Source organism: Duganella sacchari, assembly GCF_900143065.1.
GTDB lineage: Bacteria > Pseudomonadota > Gammaproteobacteria > Burkholderiales > Burkholderiaceae_D > Rugamonas > Rugamonas sacchari.
In genome coordinates this window covers 582,809-606,123 of the sequence record NZ_FRCX01000002.1, presented here as the reverse complement: position 1 = coordinate 606,123, position 23,315 = coordinate 582,809, and the positions used below count along the sequence as shown (strand labels likewise).

At 61.6% G+C, this 23,315-nt stretch carries 3 protein-coding genes; all 3 read left to right on the top strand.

Going from position 1 to position 23,315, the window contains the following annotated elements; translation table 11 throughout:
- Positions 1 to 3 precede the first annotated feature (3 nt).
- Genes BUA36_RS06355 through BUA36_RS06345 form a run of 3 tightly spaced genes read left to right on the top strand, consistent with a single transcriptional unit; the run spans position 4 to position 23,266 of the window.
- Entirely contained in the window at positions 4 to 5,274 is a 5,271-nt protein-coding gene (locus BUA36_RS06355; protein WP_072782450.1) for a non-ribosomal peptide synthetase, read from the top strand.
- Complete coding sequence (locus BUA36_RS06350) at positions 5,271 to 12,839, top strand: hybrid non-ribosomal peptide synthetase/type I polyketide synthase (RefSeq protein WP_072782447.1); 7,569 nt, start codon at positions 5,271 to 5,273, stop codon at positions 12,837 to 12,839. Before BUA36_RS06355 ends, BUA36_RS06350 begins: the two co-directional genes overlap by 4 nt.
- A complete protein-coding gene (locus BUA36_RS06345) occupies positions 12,839 to 23,266 on the top strand; it encodes a non-ribosomal peptide synthetase (protein ID WP_072782444.1) in 10,428 nt (3,475 codons plus the stop codon). Before BUA36_RS06350 ends, BUA36_RS06345 begins: the two co-directional genes overlap by 1 nt.
- Positions 23,267 to 23,315 lie beyond the last annotated feature (49 nt).

The following is a 23,315-nucleotide window of genomic DNA, read 5'->3' as shown; positions in this document are numbered from 1 at the left end:
CCGATGCTTACTCAGTCGCCCGCGCGCCACTATCCCGAGAATTTTGTCGCCCATCTGCGCGCGCTTGCCAAACAGCGTCCCGACGACGTCGCCCTGATTGTGGTGGCCGAGCGGGACGGCGCGGCTTTTGATGCACCCGTTTCCTATGCCTTGCTGGAGCAGCGCGTGCGTGCGCTGGCGGCGCATTTGCAGCGCCGCTTCGGCCATGGCGAACGCGTATTGCTCCTGCTGGATAATGACGATCACTATGTGGTCGGCTTCTTCGCCTGCATGTACGCGGGATTGGTCGCGGTGCCGGTGTTTCCGCCGGAGTCGGCGCGGCCGCAACATCTGGCGCGGCTGGTTGGTATCGCGGAGGATGCGCAGGCGGCTTGTATCCTGACGTCCGGCGCGATCCTGGCGATGGTGGGCGAGGCCATGAGTGCATTCGGCAGCGCGGTGGTGATTGCGGCCGATGGCTTCAGCGCCAGTCTGGCGGATGAATGGGCGGAGCATGCGCCGGCAAGCAGCGACGTCGCCTTTCTGCAGTACACCTCGGGCTCGACCTCGACGCCCAAAGGCGTGATGGTCACGCACGGCAACCTGATGGCAAATGAGCGCGCCATCGAAACCAGCATGGATGTGCGTAGCAGCGACATCTTCGTCTCCTGGCTGCCGCTGTATCACGACATGGGCTTGATCGGCGGCCTGCTGCAGCCGCTGCATCGCGGGATTCCCGTCGGCTTGATGACGCCGAAATTTTTCCTCGAACGGCCGGTGCGCTGGCTGCAGGCGATATCGCGGTTGCGCGCGACCATCAGTGGCGGGCCGGATTTCGCGTTCCGTCTTTGCCTTGAACGGATCAGGGATAGCCAGATTGCGCAGCTTGACTTGTCGAGCTGGCGGCTGGCGTTTTCCGGCGCGGAGCCGGTGCGCTACGATACGCTGCGTGATTTCATCGCCCACACCAGGCCTGCTGGTTTTTCCGCTGATTCAGTCTACCCATGCTATGGCCTGGCTGAAGCCACGCTGCTGCTGACTGGCGGCCGCCGTGCCGAGGGCTTATGCGTACAGGGCTTCTCCGCTGAGAGCCTGGCGCAAGGCCAGCCGCTGGCGGATGACGGTGGCGCCATGCTGGTGGCGTGTGGCGCCATCGCTGTCGATCACGTGCTGGAGATTGTCGATCCTGAGACGGGCCGTGTGCTGGATACCGGACATGCCGGCGAAATCCAGGCCAGCGGCCCAAGTATCGCCCGTGGTTACTGGCGGCGCGAGGATGCCAGCGCCGAAACGTTTATCGAACGCGATGGGCGGCGCTGGCTGCGCACGGGCGACCTGGGCTTCCTTTATGACAGACAGCTGTACATCACGGGCCGCATCAAGGACTTGATTATTGTGCGCGGCCTCAATATCTATCCGCAGGATATCGAGCAGGGCATCGAGGCGGATGTTGAAGCCGCGCGTAAAGGGCGGGTGGCGGCGTTTGCCGTCAGGACGCCCGATGGCGGTGAAGGCGTCGGCGTGGCCGTCGAAATCTCACGTGGCTTGCAGAAGCTGGTACCAGTGCAGGCATTGGTGGAAGCCCTGAGCCAGGCGGTTGTCACGGCCTGCAAGGAACCGGCATCGGTAGTGGTGCTGCTGAATCCGGGCGCGCTGCCCAAGACATCGAGCGGCAAACTGCAACGCGGCGCGTGCCGCAAGGGCTGGCAGGAGCGCACGCTGGACGCCTATGCGGTGTATGAATTCGGTGCATTTGCATCAGGAGGCCCTGCGGATGCGGATAGTGCAGACGCAGCGCCGCTGAACGACACCGAGGCAGTATTGGCGGCCCTGTGGCGCGATGTGCTCAAACGGGATGCCGCAACGGTGTTTGTGCGCGAGGCACATTTTCTCGCCAGCGGCGGCAATTCGCTGACGGCGGTACAGCTGGCGGCGCGCATAGGCGAGCGTTGGCATGTCGATTTTCCGGTTCGCCTGCTATTCGAGCATCCGCAATTGGGCGCGATGGCCGCTGCCATCGGCAGACAGCCGCAGGCTGCCGTCCATCCCGTCACCATCGTCCCGCTATCAGCAGATCGACTTGGTGCGCCGCTGCCGCTGTCGCATGCCCAGCAAAGACAGTGGTTCCTGTGGCAGATGGCGCCGGAAAGCTGCGCCTACCACGTCAGCGGAGCGTTGCGTTATACCGGCCCGCTGGATAGCGCCGTACTGCGTTCAAGCTTCGAAGCGCTGGTGGCCAGGCATGAATCGCTGCGTACCTTGTTCCAGCCAGGCGCAGATGGCAAGGGAGAGCAGCTGATACTGCCTGAGTTGCCGCTGGCCTGGTCGGAAAACGACCTGCGCGAACTCCCCGCAAACGCGCGTGAAGCCGAAGCACTGCGCCTTGCGGAAGAACTCAATGCCGAGCCGTTCGACCTGTGCCACGGCCCGCTACTGCGCGCGAAACTGCTGCGCCTTGACGGCGAAACCCATATCCTGGCAGTGGCCATGCACCACATCGTTTCGGACGGCGTGTCGATGCAGGTTTTGCTGTCCGAGCTGGGCGCGCACTACCGCGGAGATGCTGCGGTCATGGCGCCACTGCCGGTACAGTATGCGGATTACGCCGCCTGGCAGCAGGCATGGTTGCAAGAGGGTGAAGGCGCACGCCAGCTGGCGTACTGGCGCGAACAGCTGGGCGGTGAACAGGCGGTGCTGGCCTTGCCGGTCGATCGTCCACGGCCCGCAGTGGCAAACTATAAGGCAGCCGCCCATCAGCTGGAACTGGCGCCGCAACTGGCTGAGGCGTTGAATGCGTGTGCGCGCCGCAACGGCAGCACGCTGTTCATGGCGCTGCTGGCTGGCTTCATGGCGCTGCTGCACCGCTACAGTGGCCAGCGCGATATCCGTGTCGGCATCCCGATCGCCAACCGGCAGCGCATCGAGGCGGAAGGCCTGATCGGCTTCTTCGTCAACACCCAGGTGCTGCGTGGCGATATTCAGGGCCGTGGCAGCCTTGGCGCGCTGCTGGCGCAGGTGCGAAACGCTGCACTGGAGGCGCAATCGCATCCCGATCTGCCGTTCGAGCAGCTGGTCGATGCCCTCCAACCCGAGCGCAGTCTGAGTCATACCCCATTGTTCCAGGTGATGTTCAATCATCTGCGTTCGGACTTCGGAACACTGGCGCAACTGCCTGGCGTGACAGCCGAATACCTCCGCCTGCGCGAGCAGGCCGCGCAGTTTGAGCTGACGCTGGAAACGACGGAGCAAACGGATGGCCGTCTTGGCGTACGCTTCATTTACGCAGCAGAGCTGTTCGATGCCGCGACAATCGCCCGGCTGGCCGAAGACTATCTGGCTATCCTGGCGGCGCTGGCGCACCGCAGTGAGCTGGCGGTAAGCGATGTGGCGCTGGTAAGCCAGCATGAGCAGATCCAGCTGGAGAAATGGGGCGTGAATCCGGTCCGCCATCAGGACGCGGAGCCGGTGCACCGCAGCTTTGAACACAATGCGGCGCGCTATCCCGACGCGATAGCTTTGCTGTTTGGCGATCAGGCACTGAGTTATGCGGAACTCAACGAGCGCGCCAATCGCCTTGCGCATCGGCTCATCGCGCAGGGAATCGGCCTGGAAAGCCGCGTCGGCATCGCGGTTGAACGTTCGTTTGACATGATGACAGGGCTGCTGGCGATACTGAAGGCGGGCGCCGCCTACGTTCCGCTGGATACCGATTATCCGGCTGAACGGCTGCGCTACATGGCCGAGGACAGCGGCATCAGCCTGCTGCTGACGCACAGTGCGCTGACGGACAATCTTGCGTTGCCCGCGCTGCCCGTCCTGCTGCTGGACCAGATTGACCTTGACGCTGAGAGCACCGCCAATCCAAACGTTGCCGTGCATGGCGAGAACCTGGCGTATGTCATCTACACCTCCGGCTCGACCGGCAATCCCAAGGGCGCAGCCAACCGCCATCGTTCCCTATCCAGCTGCATGGCCTGGATGCAGGAGACCTACCGCCTGACGCCTGCCGATACGGTGCTGCATAAAGCCGCTTTCGGTTTCGACGTCTCGGTATGGGAGCAGTTCTGGCCACTCACCACTGGCGCACGCCTGGCGTTGGCTTTGCCGGGCGATCAGCGCGATCCGGCACGCCTGGTGGCGCTGATCCAGCAGCACCAGGTCACGACGGTGAATTTTGTGCCGCCGATGCTGCAAGCCTTCCTCGCGCATGAAGGCATTGAGGCCAGCACGCGGCTCAAACACATTATCTGCGGCGGCGAGGCCATGCCGGCCGACACGCAACGTGAGACGTTTGAACGTCTGCGCCGGGCCGGTCTTCACAACCTTTACGGGCCGACCGAAACTGCAATCCACGTGACCCATTGGGCCTGCCGCAACGACGGACAACGCCTGGTCCCGATCGGCCGCCCAATCAGTGAAACCCACGCATACGTACTGGATGCGGACCTGAACATGGTGCCGGCCGGCGTCGCGGGCGAGCTGTATCTGGGCGGCGTTGCGTTGGGGCGCGGCTATCTGCATCGTCCGGGATTGAGCGCCGAGCGTTTTGTCGCCGATCCTTTCGATCCGCGCGGCGGCCGTTTGTACCGCACCGGTGACCTGGTGCGCTGGAACGGGGAAGGGCAACTGGAATACCTCGGGCGTATAGATCATCAATTGAAGATACGTGGCCTGCGCATCGAGCTGGGCGAAGTGGAAGCGCAACTGCTGGCACAGCCGGAAGTGCGTGAAGCGGTGGTGGTGGCGCGCGATGCCGGCGGCGGCAAGCGCCTGGTGGGCTATGTGTCGGCGCACGAAGGAAAACAGCTGGACAGCGCTGAATTGAAAGCGCGTCTGGCCCGGCGCCTGCCGGACTATATGGTGCCGCAGCAGATCGCGGTGTTGCCGTCGCTGCCGCTGAGCGCCAACGGCAAGGTAGACCGCAAGGCGCTGCCGGATGTGGCGCTGGCGCAGCGTACCGCCAGCGAAGCTCCCCGTGGCCAGCTGGAACAGGCGCTCGGCCAGCTCTGGTGCACCTTGCTGGGACTGGAGAGTGTAGACCGGCGCGACAGCTTCTTTGAGCTGGGCGGTAATTCGTTGCTGCTGTTGCAGCTCCAGCGCCGTCTGGCACAGCAGCTCGATCTGCAGGCGTCCGTGATTGACCTGTTCAAGTATCCGACGCTAGAGGCGCTGGCCGCTTTCCTGAGCAGCGCTGCACCGGCCGTGCGGTCAACGGCAGCAGTCGATGAACGTGCAAAACGCCAGCGTGGCGCATTCTTACAACGTAAAGCAGTCGCAGAAAGAGTTTCGACATGAATCTCGCAGATCAAGGCCTGCCCGGACAGCAGGAGTTTAGCGGCGTAGAGATCGCCATTGTTGGCATGGCAGGGCGGTTTCCCGGGGCCTCCGGCGTGGATGAACTGTGGCGCAATATCGTTGGTGGCGTGGAGTCGCGTCAGGTATTCGATGACGAGAAATTGCGTGAACGCGGTGTCGCCAATGCTGCTCTGGCGGATACGGCGTATGTAAAAGCAGGCATGGTGCTGGACGGCCTGGATCAATTCGATGCGGGCTTTTTCGGCTACTCGCCGCGTGAGGCAGAGCGGCTCGATCCACAACAGCGCGTCTTCCTGGAAACCGCGTGGCACGCATTGGAACACGCAGGCTACGCTGGCGCTGCCACGCCGGCACTCACTGGCGTCTATGCGGGATGCGGCAGTAATCTTTACCTGATGCGCAATCTGCTGCCCGGCGTGGACTGGGCGGCCAGCGACATTGCTTCGCTGCTGGGACTCATGAATGGCAACGACCAGGGATCACTGGCGACGCGCATCGCATACAAATTGAATCTGCGAGGCCCTGCGGTGTCGGTGCAAACGGCATGTTCCACTTCGCTGGTGGCGGTACATATGGCTTGCCGCTCGCTGCTGAATTATGAAAGCGATCTGGCGCTGGCCGGTGGTGTCTGGCTCAATTTGCTGCAGGAGATGGGCTACCGGCACCAGGCTGGTGCGATTCTCTCACCGGATGGCCATTGCCGCGCGTTTGACGCGGCGGCCGGCGGAACGGTCATCGGAAGCGGTGCGGGCATTGTGGTGCTCAAGCGGCTGGATGAAGCGCTGCGCGATGGCGATACCATTCACGCCGTGATTAAAGGATCGGCACTGAATAATGATGGTGCTGAAAAGATGGCGTATAGCGCGCCCAGCGTCGATGGCCAGGCCGAAGTGATACAGGCGGCATTGGCGATGGCGGGTGTCGATGCAGGCACGATAGGCTATGTGGAAGCGCATGGAACGGGCACCGCGCTGGGCGATCCGGTGGAAATCGCCGCGTTGACCCAAGCCTTCCGCGCCAGTACGCAGGACAGCGCTTATTGCGCGATTGGCTCGGTAAAAACCAATATTGGCCACCTCGATGCGGCGGCCGGCGTCACCGGCCTGATTAAAGCCGCGCTGGCCCTGAAGCACGGCATTCTGCCGCCCAGCCTCAATTTTGAGCAGGCCAATCCGCAAATCGATTTCGCCGCAAGCCCTTTCTATGTGAACACCGAGGCGCGCCCGTGGACCACGGGCGGCGCACCGCGCCGTGCCGGCGTCAGCTCGTTTGGCATGGGGGGAACCAACGCCCACGTAGTGCTGGAAGAGCCGCCAACGCTAGTGCCGCAGCCGGTGTCCGGCGCTGCGCAACTGCTTCTGCTGTCGGCGCGCAGTGAAGAGGCGCTGGATAACGCGGCTGCGCAGTTGGCAGACCATCTGGAACGCCACCCGGCGCAGCGCCTCCGGGATGTCGCCTACACGCTGCACGCCGGGCGTCGCCATTTTGCTCACCGTGCGCTTGCATGGGCAGATAATCACGGTGACGCGGTCAAGGCATTGACGGGATCGGGTGCGCAGATGGTGCGCGGTTTGGCCATGGCCGATGCACCGGCGGTAGCGTTCCTGTTCCCCGGCCAGGGCGCGCAGCACACCGATATGGGGAGGGACCTGTACCGGACCAACAACGTCATGCGCGAGAGCGTGGATTGCTGCTGCGCTTTGCTGAAAGGCCGTCTTGGTCTGGATCTGCGCGATCTGCTGTATCCCGCGCCGGAAAACGAAGCCGCTGCAGCAGCGCAGCTTGAGCAGACTGTCTACACGCAGCCCGCGCTGTTCGTGCTGGAATACGCCATGGCGCAAATGTGGATCAGCCATGGCGTCAAACCCGATGCGCTGCTGGGTCACAGCATCGGCGAGTATGTCGCTGCTTGCCTGGCGGGTGTGTTCACGCTGGAAGACGCGCTGACCATTGTCGCTGAGCGCGGGCGCCTGCTACAGGCAAGTGCCGAGGGAGCCATGCTGGCGGTCAGCCTGGCCGAAGCACAGTTGGCGCTTGGCGCAGATGCCGGCTGCGATGTCGCCGCCGTGAACGCCGCTGATTTATGCGTCCTGGCTGGGCCGCTTGCTGCCATCGAAGCCGTTGAGCGTCAGTTCAACGCGCGTGCAGTGGCTGTACGTCGCCTGCATGTCAGCCGGGCTTTTCATTCTTCGCTGGTGGAACCGGTACTGGCTGAATTTGAAGCCGTACTGCGTACCGTGCACCTGCAGGCACCGGGGATTCCTTTCATATCCAACCTGAGTGGCGACTGGATCACGGATGACGAAGCCCGTGATCCCGCTTACTGGCTGCGCCATATGCGTGGCACTGTGCGTTTCGTCGACGGCCTGACGACTTTGCTGCAACCACCCAATCGCGTGCTGCTGGAGGTAGGACCAGGCGAGACGTTGACCAGTCTCGCACGCCGCCATCCGCAGTCGACTGGCCGGCCGGTATTTGCCACGCAGTCGCATCCTGCCCGGCGTAGCCAGAATGCGCAGCAGTATATGCAATGCCTGGCGCAGTTGTGGGTGACTGGCGTTGTACTGAACCCTTCGGCCCTGGGGATCAATGGAGGCCGTCGCGTTGCGCTGCCAGCCTACCCATTTGAACGGAAGTCATATTGGGTCGTGCCGGAGACCGTGGCGCCGTCCGAGAAGCCGCGTGGCATGGACGACTGGTTCCTGCATCCGGTGTGGAAGCGCGCCATGCCATTGGTGGTTGCGGACCAGCAGCGCCGTGGTGCTGTGCTGATACTCGGCGATGAAGACAGTTTTGCCAACAGCCTGGCCAGTCAGTGTGCCGCTCAAGGACGGGCGGTGATACACGTTGAACGCAGCTCCGGTTTTGAACGCATTGCGGCAGACCGCTATGCCGTGCGTCCTGATAGTGCGGAGGATTTCAAACAATTGCTGGCCGCAGTGCAGTTCTCCGCTATCGACGTGTGCCATTTGTGGACACTGAATCCGCAGTCCGACATGCTGGGACAAGGCTTTTACAGCTTGACGGCACTGGCGCGGGCACTGGATGATGCGGGCGTACGCGATGCAGCTATCACCGTCATCACCAGCGGCATGGAAGATGTCACCGGAACCGAGGAACTGCATCCCCAACTGGCTACGTTGAACGGTGCGTGCAAGGTCATTCCTCAGGAGTATCCGCATATCTCCTGCCGTTTGCTGGACGTCCTGCCAGGACAGGTATCGCCAGGTCAGGTGGTCGCCGAAATGAACGCGACGAATGGTGAACCGCTGGTGGCATATCGCGGCGCTCATCGCTGGATCAAGGATTACGAGCCCTTGGCGCGGCCGGTGAGTGGGGATCAGCGTTTACGTCAGAACGGCGTCTATCTCATCACGGGTGGCGCGGGCGGTGTCGGCATGATACTGGCGCATTACCTGGCGCAGGCATGGCGGGCCAGGCTTGTACTTGTGAATCGCAGCGTCATGCAGGCCGATGCGCCCGTGCTGCGTGAGCTGGAGTCGCTTGGTGGCGACGTTCTGGCGCTACAAGCCGATGTGAGCGACGCAGAACAGATGAACGCGGCCATCGACACCGCACGACAGCACTTCGGCACCCTTAACGGCATCATTCACGCCGCAGGCGTTGCTGGCGTCGGCATGATCGCGACGAAGCAGAAGCCGGCCATGGAGAAGGTCTTCGCGCCCAAGGTACAGGGCACAATCAACCTGCTGAACGCCACAAGGAATGAACCGCTGGACTTCATTCTGCTATGTTCCTCGCTGACAGCCATCACCGGCGGTTACGCACAAGCCGACTACTGCGCCGCCAACGCCTTCCTGGATGCTTTGGCGCAGCGCGGCAGCGATCCATGGCTGGTATCGGTTAACTGGGATGTCTGGCGCGATGTCGGGATGGCGTCAGGCCAGCGCCTTCCTGATGGCGAGGGCATCACGGCCGCTGATGCTGGCCTTCTGCTTGAACGTATTCTTTCCGGTCCGTCCGTACCGCAGGTGTTGATATCCACCATCGGATTACAGCGACAGATCGCGCGCAGCGCTTCGATGGAAATGGCTGAGCGTCTATTGGCGGCCCCTGAGTCAAAACGGCAGCAGCATGCGCGTCCAACCTTGTCCGCGGCCTACGTTGAGCCTTCCGGCGCTCTGGAAACCGGCCTGGCATCGTTGTGGAGTGAATTCCTTGGCATTACACCGGTAGGTGCGAACGATAACCTGTTTGAACTCGGTGGGGATTCGCTGCTCGCGATTCAATTACTGGCCAAGGTGCGCAGCACCTATGGCATCGAGCTGCATCCCACAGGATTTTTCAAAAATCCCACGGTCGCCGCGTTGGCAGTCACGATGGGCGGTGCTGCACCGGATGGGGGGAGCTCGCCCGCTATTGTGCCGCGCTCAGATAGTGGTCCGGCGTCACTGTCTTACGCCCAACAGCGGTTGTGGTTCCTGTGGCAGCTCGACCCGGAAAGCGCAGCTTATCATTTGAGCGGAGGTCTGGGCTTTAAAGGCAAGCTGAATATCGATGCGTTGCGCGCTGCTCTGGATGGACTGGTTGCCAGACACCCAGCCTTACGCACCGTGTTCCGTCAGGATCCGGATGGGAGCTTGTACCCGGTGGTGCAGGAGCCACAAGCCGTGGCACTGCCTTACCTGAATATGGGCGATGAAATACATCGCCTGTGCGCTCAGCCATTTGATTTATCGAATGGCCCTTTGTTGCGTGCGGCCTTGCTCAAACGTGGGGAGCAGGAGCACCAGCTTGTAGTGGTCATGCACCACATCGTTTCGGACGGCTATTCGACGCAACTGATTCTGGATGAATTGGCCCAGCGATATACAGCGCATGTTCAAGGATCGGCATTGCAGCTGGCACAACTGCCGATTGCCTACAGCGACTACGCCGCATGGCAGCGTGCCTTGCTGGCCGGCCCGGAGGGAGCGCGTCAACTCACGTGGTGGAAAGACCTGCTGGGCGCACAGAATACCGCATTGAATTTGCAGACGTCCCGTCCGCGTAAGGCAGATGCAAGGTATGGCGCGGCGCGGCACGTGATCTCATTGCCGCCAGAACTGACTGCAGGGTTGCGCCGCCAGGCTCAAAACAATGGCGCCACGTTCTTCGCCGTGCTGTTGACGGCGTACCAGGCGCTGTTGTTCCGCTACAGCGGACAGACCGATATACGCGTAGGCGTTCCGGTCGCGAACCGCCATCATGCTGAAACGGCGGGCCTGGTTGGCTTCTTCGTCAATACTCAGGTTCTCCCCGCGAGGCTGAACGCGAAAACGCCACTGGTGCAGCTGCTGGCGCAAACGCGGGATCACGCCTTGAACGCACAAGCGAATCAGGATCTGCCTCTGGACTGGCTTGTGGATGCGATGCAGGTGGAGCGCAATCTGAACGGAAATCCGCTGTTCCAGGTGATGTTTAACCATTTACGGCTGGATCATGGCTCCCTGGCGCAATGGCCAGATCTGGATGTAGAGCGCATCGACCTTGATGAACAAAACGTACAGAGCGAATTGTCGCTGACTACCTACGAAAACTCGAACGGCCAGGTAACGGCCAACTTCAGCTATGCGCCAGAGTTGTTCGATGGTGAGCATATTGAAGCCATGGCCGGACATTATCTGCTGCTATTGCAGGCATTGGCGAATCAGCCGGAGCACGTGGTTGGCGAGGTTGAGCTGTTGAGCGAACGGCAGCTGGACCGCTTGCAGCAATGGGGCGACAACCGTGAGCAGCATGGCCAGGACGCGCCTGTCCACCTGCTGTTCGAACGTCAGGCAGCAGCACAGCCGGACAAATGCGCGCTGCTGTTCGGTGACGAATTGCTGAGCTATGGCGAACTGAATGCCCGCGCCAACCGTCTGACGCATCATCTGATTCAACTCGGCGTGCGGCCCGAAATCAAAGTCGGCATCGCGCTGGAGCGTTCGTTTGACATGGTGATTGGCCTGCTGGCGATCCTGAAAGCGGGTGGCGCCTATGTCCCGCTCGATCCGGAATATCCGGCCGACCGCTTGCGTTATATGGTGGAAGACAGCCGTATTGGCCTGCTGCTGACGCATAGCCAGCTGCCAGGTCAGGTCGGCGTTCGCGCGCTGCTGCTCGATCAACTGGATCTGAGCAGCCAGCCGGCGCACAATCCGGCACCGGTACTCAACGGTGAAAATCTGGCATATGTGATTTATACCTCGGGTTCAACGGGCAAGCCCAAAGGCGCTGCCAACCGACATCGTTCGCTGTACAACCGGCTGGCGTGGATGCAGCAGGCTTACCAGCTGACGTCCGCAGACACGGTGCTGCAAAAGACACCGTTCAGCTTTGACGTCTCGGTATGGGAATTCTTCTGGCCCCTGATGATGGGCGCACGGCTGGCGATTGCCGCACCGGGCGAACACCGAGAGCCTGCGCGCCTGCGCGAGCTGATTTGCCGTCATCAGGTGACCACGCTGCACTTCGTGCCATCGATGCTCCAGGCCTTTATGGCACATGACGGCGTGGCCGCCTGCACCAGCTTGACGCGGATTATTTGCAGCGGCGAGGCGTTGCCGGTGGAGGCGCAGAACAGCGTGTTCAAACTGCTGCCGCAGGCGGCGCTGTATAACCTGTACGGCCCCACCGAAGCGGCGATCGATGTCACCCATTGGACCTGCCGTGCTGACGGCAGCAGCCAGGTGCCGATCGGCCAGCCAATCAGCCAGACCAAAACCTATGTGCTGGATGGCGACCTGAATCTGGCGCCGGCAGGCGTGGCGGGCGAGCTTTATCTGGGCGGGATCGGCCTGGCGCGCGGCTATCTGGAACGTCCGGCGTTGACGTCGGAGCGCTTTGTCGCCGATCCGTTCGACCCGCAAGGCGGCCGTTTGTACCGCACCGGAGACCTGGTGCGCTGGAACAGCGAAGGGCAGCTGGAATACCTGGGCCGTCTCGATCATCAGGTGAAAATCCGTGGCCTGCGCATTGAGCTGGGCGAGATCGAAGCACAACTGCTGGCGCAGCCGGAGCTGCGCGAGGCAGTGGTGGTGGCACGTGATAGCGCGGCCGGCACCAGGCTGGTGGCCTACATCTCGCTGCAAGCAGGCCTGCATTGCGAGACGGCCGAGCTGCGGGAACGGCTATCGACAGCACTGCCGGACTATATGGTGCCAGGCGCCATCGTGGTGCTGGATACCTTGCCGCTCAACGCCAATGGCAAGATAGACCGGAAAGCACTACCTGAGCCGGAACTGTCGATCACCACCGAGTACGAGGCGCCACAGAATGAGGTCGAAATCACACTGGCTGCGTTGTGGCGCGATCTGTTAGGCGCAGCGCAGATAGGCCGCAACGACCACTTCTTCCAGTTGGGTGGACACTCGCTGCTTGCGGTCCAGCTCACGGCGCGCATTCAGCGCGACATGCAGTTTGAGCTGCACGTCAAAGACGTATTCCGTTATCCGCTGCTCGCCGATCTGGCGCGACATGTCGGCAGCCAGCTTGGCAACTCGAATGACCAGGCCCTGGCCGACCTTGATTCCTTTATCGATAGTTTGGAGAATGTTTAATGAGTGACGTCGCAACGCGCCGTATTGCGGAGAAATTTGCGCAACTGTCGACGGCACAGCGCCGCGTGGTGTATCAGCGTCTCAAGGCGGATGGCATGAGCATCGGCCAGTTCCCGATTCTGAAACGCGCCGAATCGGCGACGCAGGCTTGCGCCTTGTCGTATGCCCAGGCGCGCCAATGGTTCCTGTGGCAGCTGGACCCATCCAGCACCGCTTATCATATTGCTGGCGCACTGGAACTGAAGGGTGACTTGAAGCCGGAAGCGGTACGTACAGCCTTCGCCGCACTCGTGGCGCGCCATGAAGCCTTGCGTACCGTGCTTCGCCCAAGTGACGATGGTCTGGCTGAGCAGGTCATCCTGCCGCAGGCTGAATTTCACTTGGAAATGATAGACCTGAGTTCAGTACCGGCAGATGCGCGTGAGTTGCGGGTGCAGCAGGAGGCCATGCGTATCAGTCAGCGGCCGTTCGATCTGCTTTACGGGCCATTGCTGCGCGTCGGTCTGATTCAATCGGCTGCGGATACGCATGTGCTGGTGGTGGTCATGCACCATATCGTTTCCGATGGCTGGTCCATGCAGATCATTGTCAACGAATTCTCTGCGCTGTACCGCGTCGCCGTACAGGAGGGCGAACTGACGCTGGCCGAGCTGCCGATTCAGTATGCGGACTACGCCTTGTGGCAGCGCAGCTGGATGGAAGCGGGCGAGCAGGAACGTCAACTGGCTTACTGGATGAATGCACTGGGCAAGGAGCAGGTGGTACTGCAATTGCCCGCTGACCGTCCGCGCCGCGCGGATGGTGTGTATCGCGCCGCGCGCCATAGTGTCACACTGCCGGCGGAACTGGCACTTAGTTTGCAAAAGCAGGTACAAGGACAAGGCCTGACCCTGTTTATGGCCTTGCTGACTGGCTTCCAGGCTTTGTTGAACCGTTATTCGGGACAGTCTGACGTTCGCGTTGGCGTGCCGATCGCGAACCGCCATCGTGTCGAAAGCGAGGGCGTTGTCGGTTTCTTTGTCAATACCCAGGTACTGCGCAACCAGCTGGATGGCCGAATCAGCCTGTCGCAAGCGCTGGTTCAGACACGCGATGCGGCGCTTGGCGCGCAGGATCATCAGGATTTACCGTATGAGCAGCTGGTCGAGGCGTTGCAGCCGGAGCGTAGTCTGGGCGGCAATCCGTTATTCCAGGTGATGTTCAACCATCAGCGTACCGACTACCGCGCCTTGCAGCAGTTGCCGGGCCTGTCGATGCACGACTACGTGCTGGATCGCCAGCAAGCACAGTTTGAACTGATACTGGATACGCGGGAAGACGAAAATGGTGTGCTGACAGCCACCTTCACCTATGCTGCCGAGTTGTTTGATGCAGCGACAATCGCGCGCATGGCGCAGCACTATCAGACACTCTTGCAAGCTATCAGTGATAGTCCGCAGCAGTTGCTGAATGAAGTCGCGCTGCTGGATGAGGCACAACACACCCAGTTACAGCAATGGGGTGACAACCGTGAACAGCACGGCCAGGGCGCGCCTGTCCAACTGCTGTTCGAACGTCAGGCCGCAGTACAGCCGGACAAAAGCGCGCTGCTGTTCGGTGACGAATCGCTGAGCTATGGCGAACTGAATGCCCGCGCCAACCGTCTGGCGCACCATCTGATTCAACTGGGCGTACAGCCCGAAACCAAAGTCGGCATCGCGCTGGAGCGCTCGTTTGACATGGTGATTGGCCTGCTGGCGATCCTGAAAGCGGGCGGCGCCTATGTCCCGCTCGATCCGGAATATCCGGCCGACCGCTTGCGTTATATGGTGGAAGACAGCCGTATTGGCCTGCTGCTGACGCATAGCCAGCTGCCAGGCCAGGATGGCGTGCGCGCGCTGCTGCTCGATCAACTGGATCTGAGCAGCCAGCCGGTGCACAATCCTGCACCGGTACTCAACGGTGAAAATCTGGCATATGTGATTTATACCTCGGGTTCAACGGGCAATCCCAAAGGCGCTGCCAACCGACATCGCTCGCTGTACAACCGGCTGGCGTGGATGCAGCAGGCTTACCAGCTGACGTCCGTAGACACGGTGCTGCAAAAGACACCGTTCAGCTTTGACGTCTCGGTATGGGAATTCTTCTGGCCCCTGATGATGGGCGCGCGGCTGGCGATTGCCGCACCGGGCGAACACCGAGAGCCTGCGCGCCTGCGCGAACTGATTTGCCGTCATCAGGTGACCACGCTGCACTTCGTGCCATCGATGCTCCAGGCCTTTATGGCATATGACGGCGTGGCCGCCTGCACCAGCCTGACGCAGATTATTTGCAGCGGCGAGGCGTTACCGGTGGAGGCGCAGAACAGCGTGTTCAAACTGCTGCCGCAGGCAGCGCTGTATAACTTGTATGGTCCCACCGAAGCGGCGATCGATGTCACCCATTGGACCTGCCGTGCTGACGGCAGCAGCCAGGTGCCGATCGGCCGGCCAATCAGCCAGACCAAAACCTATGTACTGGACGGCGACCTGAATCTGGCGCCGGCAGGCGTGGCAGGCGAACTGTATCTGGGCGGGATCGGCCTGGCGCGCGGCTATCTGGAACGTCCGGCGTTGACGTCGGAGCGCTTTGTGGCCGATCCGTTCGACCCGCAAGGCGGCCGTTTATACCGCACCGGAGACCTGGTGCGCTGGAACAGCGAAGGGCAGCTGGAATATCTGGGCCGCCTCGATCATCAGGTGAAAATCCGTGGCCTGCGCATTGAGCTGGGCGAGATCGAAGCACAACTGCTGGCGCAGCCGGAGCTGCGCGAGGCGGTGGTGGTGGCGCGTGACAGCGCGGCTGGCACCAGGCTGGTGGCCTACATCTCGCTGCAAGCAGGCCTGCATTGCGAGACGGCCGAGTTGCGGGCGCGGCTATCGACAGCGCTGCCGGACTACATGGTGCCCGGCGCCATCGTGGTGCTGGATACCTTGCCGCTCAACGCCAATGGCAAAGTAGACCGCAAGGCGCTGCCAGAGCCGGACTTCAGTTCCACTTCCTACGAGGCGCCGCAAGGAGATGTGGAGGAAAAGCTGGCCGCACTCTGGGCGGAACTGCTGGGGCTTAAGCAGGTAGGCCGTCATGATAATTTCTTTGAGCTTGGCGGCCATTCGCTGCTCGCGCTCAAACTGCTGGAGCGTATGCGTTCGCAAGGGCTACAGGCTCAGGTACGTACCTTGTTCCAGTACCCACAGCTGACCGCATTCGCAAAAGCGCTGATGCAGGGCCTGTTGGAAATCTCGTCCTACAGCGTTCCACGCAACGGCATTCCTGATGACTGCGATGCGCTGACGCCGGAAATGATTACGCTGGCGACGCTGGACGCCAATGAGATCGCGGTTATTGAAGCCACCGTTCCTGGTGGTGCCGCCAATATTCAGGACATCTATCCACTGGCGCCGCTGCAGGAGGGTATCCTCTTCCATCACCTGCTGCAAAGCGAAGGCGATGCCTATGTCACGCCACAGCTACTGAGTTTCGATAGCGAGCAGCGCCTCCTGGCGTTTGTCGATAGCTTGAACAAAGTCATTGCACGTCACGACATTTTACGTACTGCCGTATTGTGGGAAGGACTGAGAGAGCCGTTGCAGGTCGTCTGGCGCAAAGCCGGGTTGACGACCGAATGGCTTGACGTCGCCAATGGTGACGCCGCTGCGGCACTCACGGCTGCCGTCAATCCTGCAAGCTATCGCATTGATGTGAGGCAGGCGCCTATGATACGCGCGCTGGCCGCACGCGATCACGCCAGCGGACGGTATCTGCTGCAACTGCCTAGTCATCACCTGGTAGTCGATCACACCACGCTGGAATTGCTGGTTGAAGAAATCGGCATGATCCAGCGAGGAACCATACTTCCGCCTGGCGTGCCGTTCCGTGATTTCGTGGCGCGGGCACGTTACGGCGTCAAACCGGAAGAGCAGGAAGCGTTTTTCCGCCAGATGCTGGCAGATGTTGAAGAGCCGACGGCGCCGTTTAATCTTATCGATACTCAGGGCAACGGCAGCGCAGTGGAACAGGCCAGACTGGTGATGCCGCCATTGCTGGCAGCACGCTTGCGACAGGCTGCACAGCGTCATGGCGTGAGTGCTGCTACCGTCTTCCATCTGGCGTGGGCAGTTGTTCTGGCGCGCGCAGCCGGCAAGGATGACGTGGTATTCGGCACGGTACTGTTTGGCCGGATGCAGGGTGGCGAAGATGTCAGCCGCACGCTTGGCCTGTTTATTAATACGCTGCCGCTGCGTATCCGGCTTGGCACGCAGGACGTGGTGCAGTGCTTGCAGCAGACCCATGCCGCGCTCACCGGGTTGCTGCAGCACGAACATGCCAGCCTTTCCCTGGCCCAGCGCTGCAGCGGTCTGCCGGGAGGTACACCATTGTTTTCCGCATTGCTTAACTATCGCTATGGCAGCAAGCCCTCCGAAGACGGCGTGTGGGAAGGCGTGGAACTGCTGGGCGGTGAAGAACGCAGTAATTATCCGTTATCGATGTCCGTCGATGATATGCAGGATGACTTCGCACTGGTCGCACAAGTGCCGCCGTCCATCGGTGCATTACGGATATGCGAGATGATGCAGGAGGCAGTGACTGCACTGGTGGACGCACTTATAGCGCACCCGCAAACGCTGGCCGCTGCATTGCCAGTCATGAATGGGATGGAAACGGCACTGCTGCGCCAGTGGAGCGTGAATCGTCGTCGATATGCCGATGCAGCACCGCTGCATCAGCTATTTGAACGCCAGGTAGCCGCACAGCCAGCATCTTCCGCCTTGCTGTTTGGTGAACAGGTGTTGAGCTATGCCGACTTGAATGTACGCGCCAACCAGCTGGCACACCGATTGTTGGCGTTGGGTGTCAAACCCGAAGACAGGATCGGTGTCTGCATCGAACGTTCGATTGATATGGTTGCGGCATTGCTGGCGATCCTGAAAACCGGCGCCGCCTATGTTCCGCTGGACCCTGAGTATCCGCCGGAGCGTCTGCGCTATATGGCTGAAGACAGCGGCATTAGCCTGCTTCTGAGCCATTCGGGTTTGCAGCACATCGCGCCATCGCTGCCTGCGGAGCGCGTGCTGCTTCTCGACCAAGTTGACGTGGCTGCGGAAAGTACGGAGAACCCTGGCGTTGCGGTACATGTCGAAAATCTGGCATATGTGATTTACACGTCCGGCTCGACCGGTCTGCCGAAAGGTGCAGCGAACCGTCACCGTGCTGTTGCCAGCTGCATGCTGTGGATGCAGGATATCTACCACTTGACCGGCGACGACACCGTGCTGCACAAGGCGCCATTTGGCTTTGACGTCTCGGTATGGGAATTGTTCTGGCCATTGACCTCGGGTGCACGCCTTGCCCTGGCATTGCCAGGCGACCAGCGTGATCCGGCCCGCCTGGTTGCGTTGATACAGCAGCACCAGATCACGACGGTCAACTTTGTGCCGGTAATGCTCCAGGCCTTCCTGGCACACGAGGGCATCGAAGCCAGTACGCGGCTCAAGCACATTATTTGCGGTGGCGAGGCCATGCCATCCGAAACGCAGCGCGAGACCTTCCAGCGCCTGCGTGGCGCGGGGCTGCATAATCTCTACGGCCCGACAGAAACGGCTATTCACGTTACCAGCTGGCCGTGCCGCGATGATGGACAAAGCCTGGTGCCGATTGGCCGTCCGATCAGCGATACCGTGGCGTATGTGCTGAACGCCGGGTTGAATCTGGCGCCAGCTGGTGTGGCAGGGGAGTTGTACCTGGGCGGCGTTAGCCTGGGTCGCGGCTATCTCGGCCGGCCAGGCTTGAGCGCGGAACGGTTTGTGGCTGACCCATTTGATCCGCACGGCGGCCGCCTGTATCGCACGGGCGACCTGGTACGCTGGAATGACGAAGGCCAGCTTGAGTATCTGGGGCGTATCGATCATCAGGTGAAAATTCGTGGCTTCCGGGTTGAACTGGGCGAGGTGGAAGCGCAGTTGCTGGCGCAGCCCGAGGTACGCGAAGTCGTGGTGGTTGCCCGTCAGGGACCTGGCGGCACGCTGCTGGTGGCCTATCTGGCGGCGCATGAGGGACAGCACATCGACGGGATGGTGCTACGGGATCGTTTGCGCCGTACGCTGCCGGAGCATATGGTGCCGGGAGCAGTCATGGTCATGCCGGCACTGCCGCTCAACGCCAACGGCAAGGTTGACCGGAAAGCGCTGCCGGAGCCGGAGCTGGCCGTTCGCAGCCATGTCGCACCACAGGGCCAGTTGGAACAGACGCTGGCAGAGATATGGGCCGAGGTGCTTGGACAAGCGCGTGTGGGGCGCACGGACAACTTCTTTGAACTGGGCGGCGACTCGATTCTGAGTCTGCAAATCGTCGCCCGGGCGCGACGGGCGGGGTGGGCGCTAAATCCCAAGCTGATGTTTACGCATCCGGTGATTGCGGACCTGGCCAGTGTGCTGGAACCGTTGGCGCCCGCCGCACAGACGTCGACACCGCAGATACGTGGCGTATTGGCGGACTATCGGAGCGGCCCGGCGTTGGACGCCGTCTCGGTTGATCCTGCCGATATCGAGGATGTTTATCCGTTGTCGCCGCTGCAGGAAGGTATGCTGTTTATGTCGCTTGAGGCGCCGGGCAGTGGCTTATACATGAATCAGCTCAGCGTCACCGTACATGGACTGGATGCGGAAAAACTCGCTCAAGCCTGGCAGGCGATGGTTCGGCGACACGCGGTGCTGCGGACAAGCTTCCTGTGGCAGTCCGGCGCGGATACTGCGTTGCAGATGGTCTGGCGTGCAGCCAACGCTTTCGTGGAAATACAGGATTGGCGCGGATCTGCTGATATTGAAGCCCGCCTGAGCGCACTGCGTTCGGCCGAACTGTTGCGCATCACTGACTTCTCGCAACCGGCGCTGGCGCGCCTGTTCCTGATACGCGTAGCGGACAATGAACATCGCCTGCTGCTTGGCATGCACCATATCCTGCTGGATGGGTGGAGCCAGTCACGCCTGCTCGGCGAGCTATTGCAAAGCTATGGCGGCGCTGCACTGACGCCAGTCGAGGCGCACTATGGCGACTATATACGCTGGCTTGCCTGTCAGCCGGGAGATGCGGCCGAGCGCTATTGGCGCGGCCAGTTGCAGCAGCTGGATGGCCCAAGCCTGCTGGCAAGCCGCCGGCACGCGGACAGCGGCTATCACAAAATCTATCTGCACTGGGGTGCTGCGCAGACGGGAGTCCTGTCCGATTGCGCCAGGGCGCTGCGGGTCACGGTCAACACGATGGTGCAGGCGGCGTGGGCGACGCTGCTGCAGCGCCATCTGGGTAAGGACAGCGTGTGCTTCGGTGCGACGGTTGCAGGGCGGCCCGCAGATCTTGCCGGTGCGGAAGACATGGTGGGCCTGTTCATCAATACCATCCCGGTGTTGGCGGTACGCCAGCCGCAGCTGCCTGTGGGGGAATTCCTGCGTCAGCTGCAAGCCACCAATCTCGATGCACGCCAGTATGAGCATACGCCGCTGGCGCAGATTCAGCGTTGGGGCGGTGCTGCCGGCCAGGCGCTATTCGATAGCATTATCGTGTTCGAGAACTATCCGATGCACAAGGCGCTGGGCGAGCCGCTGGCGCATGGCCTCCGCTTTGGCGATGTCGGCAGCGAGGGGCTGACTGGCTACGCCATGGACTTGCAGGTGACGCTTGAAGGGGCGCTGGAGATTGAGTTCTGCTATGCACGCGCCAGTTTCGGCGAACGCGAGGTGTTGGCCCTGCGCGCCGAAATGGACCAGCTGCTGCGTACCATGAGCGTGACGCCGGATATGCCGATGGGCGAGCTGCAGAGGCTCGACGCGCAGGCCACGGAAGCGGTGCTTGCGCTTGGACAGACGGACTTCCGCCAGCATCCAGACTGGGTGCATCGTCAGATCGAACGGCATGCGTTGTCACATCCCGAAGCCATTGCGCTGCGCATGGGAGAACAGATGGTCAGTTTTTCAGAGCTGAATCTGCGTGCCAATCGTCTCGCGCACTGGCTGATCGCCCAGGGATTGAAGCCGGAAGACCGGGTGGCGGTACTGCTGCCGCGCTCTGTCGATATGATTGTGACGCTGCTGGCGATCCTGAAGGCCGGCGCCGGCTATGTACCGCTGGACGCGGAATACCCGCTAGAGCGTTTGCGCTACATCATCGGCGACTGTTCGCCGGCGCTGTTGATTAGCAGCGGTGTGTATCAGCATAATCTGCCTTGCCCTACGGTCTGGCTGGAGCAGTTACAGCTGGACGGCCGTAGCGCGGCCGATCCGGACGTTGCGCTCAGCGAGCACCATCTGGCTTATGTCATCTACACTTCGGGATCGACTGGCCAGCCTAAAGGTGTGACGGTGGCGCACGGGCCGCTGGCGATGCATTGTGCGGCGACCAACGAGATCTATGCAACACAGCCAGGTTCTTGCGAACTGCTGTTCATGTCGTTCTCGTTCGACGGCGCCCATGAGCGCTGGATTAGCGCACTGACCGCAGGCGCCTCCGTCGCGATCCGCGATCCGGAGATCTGGACAGCCGAACAAGCCAGCGACGCGCTGCATCGCTATGACGTCTCCACGGTAGCTTTTCCGCCGGCGTATCTGAGCCAGCTGGCCGATTGGGCTGGCATGGCTGGTGATCCACCGCCAGTGGAGTTGTACGTATTCGGTGGTGAAGCAATGCCGAAAGCAGGTTTCGAGCAGGTACGCCGGCATCTGCGTCCACAGCGCCTTATCAATGGTTACGGACCGACTGAAACCGTGGTCACACCATTGATCTGGCAGGCGCGCGGCGATGAGGGATTCGACTGTGCTTATGCGCCAATCGGCCGTCCGGTTGGCGAACGTACGGCCTATATTCTGGACAGCGATCTGCAGCTGGTACCGCATGGCGCCGTAGGCGAGTTGTATATCGGTGGCTACGGGCTGGCGCGCGGCTATATGGGCCGTAGCGATCTGACCGCCGAACGCTTTGTCGCCGATCCATTTGGCGCGGCGGGCGGACGCCTGTACCGTACCGGAGATCTGGTGCGCTGGCTGGATGACGGCAACGCCGAGTACATCGGCCGCGCCGATCATCAGGTGAAAATCCGCGGCTTCCGCATCGAACTGGGTGAGATCGAGGCACAATTGCGCAAGATTGCTGGTGTCAGCGATGTTGCTGTGGTGGCGGTCAATGGCGAGGGCGGCGCAGTCCTGCATGCCTACCTTGCGAGCGATGGACCCGCGCAGGAAGTGATGCAGATGGCACGTATCACGGTCGCTGATGCGCTGCCCGACTTCATGCAGCCCGCCGCTTATGCAGTACTTCCTGAACTGCCACGCCTGCCGACCGGGAAGCTGGATCGCCACTCGCTGCCGGCTATCCTGAGTACGAACGTACGCCAGTATCGCGCGCCGTCCACGCCGCAGGCAGAGCAAATGTGTGAGGTGTGGCGCGAGGTGCTGGGTGTGGAGCGCGTTGGAGAAACGGACAATTTCTTTGAACTGGGCGGCGATTCGCTGCTTTGCCTGAAATTGATTTCGCGCCTGCGTGCGCTGAAAGATGCACGTTTCAACTTCAAGCTGCGCGACCTGACGCAAAAGCCGACTATCGCCCAATTGCTTGGGCTGGATGCGGAAGAGCGCGCGATTCAATCCGGCGTCACGGCGCTGAACCACGAGGGCCACGAGCCCTTATTCTGCCTGCACCCGGGGTTTGGCACCATCTTTGACTACCAGCCATTGGCACGCAAGCTGGATGGCGTGGCCACGGTGTACGGCATCGCTTGCCGGATGCTGGCCGACAGCAGCCACGTTGATGCTTCGCTGGAGCAGATGGCGCGCGACTACACCCGCATGATTCGCCAGGCGCAGCCCCAGGGGCCGTATCGCCTGATGGGATGGTCGCTTGGCGGCACGCTGGTGGCCATGGTTGCGGCACTGCTGGAGTCGGAGGGGCAGACGGTCAGTTTTGCCGGCCTGGTTGATCCCTTCATTCCTGGCGCCGAACAGGCAGTCATGCCGCCATGGCAGCTGGATTTCGCTGACTTCCTGTCCCAGTTGCTGCCGGATGTGACGCTTTCCCCGTTACCGTCGGCGCCGGGGCCTGAGCTGGAAGCACTGCTGTCGCAGGCCTTGGCCGGTAACCGCACGGTGTACGGGGAGATGGGGGCGGCAGAGCTGTTGCGTGGCTTTGAAGTGGCGCGCCATCTGAAGGCGCTGTCGATCGAGGCAGGTCCGCTGACAAAGCTCTCGTGCCAGCCGCATTATTGGTGGGCTGAGGGACGTGCGGGCGATGAGCGGGCGGCACTGTTGCGGCAGACCGCTGCCCAAGGCGTGGCCAGCGAGATCGCGGCAGGCCACTACACGATCATGCGTAATCCACAGTGGCTGGAGCAGGCCGCCCGTTTGGGGGAGGGTGTGTTACAGGGGTAGGTAGAAGGTGAGGCTGGCCCCGCGCGGGGCCAGCCTATTTGGTCGCTGG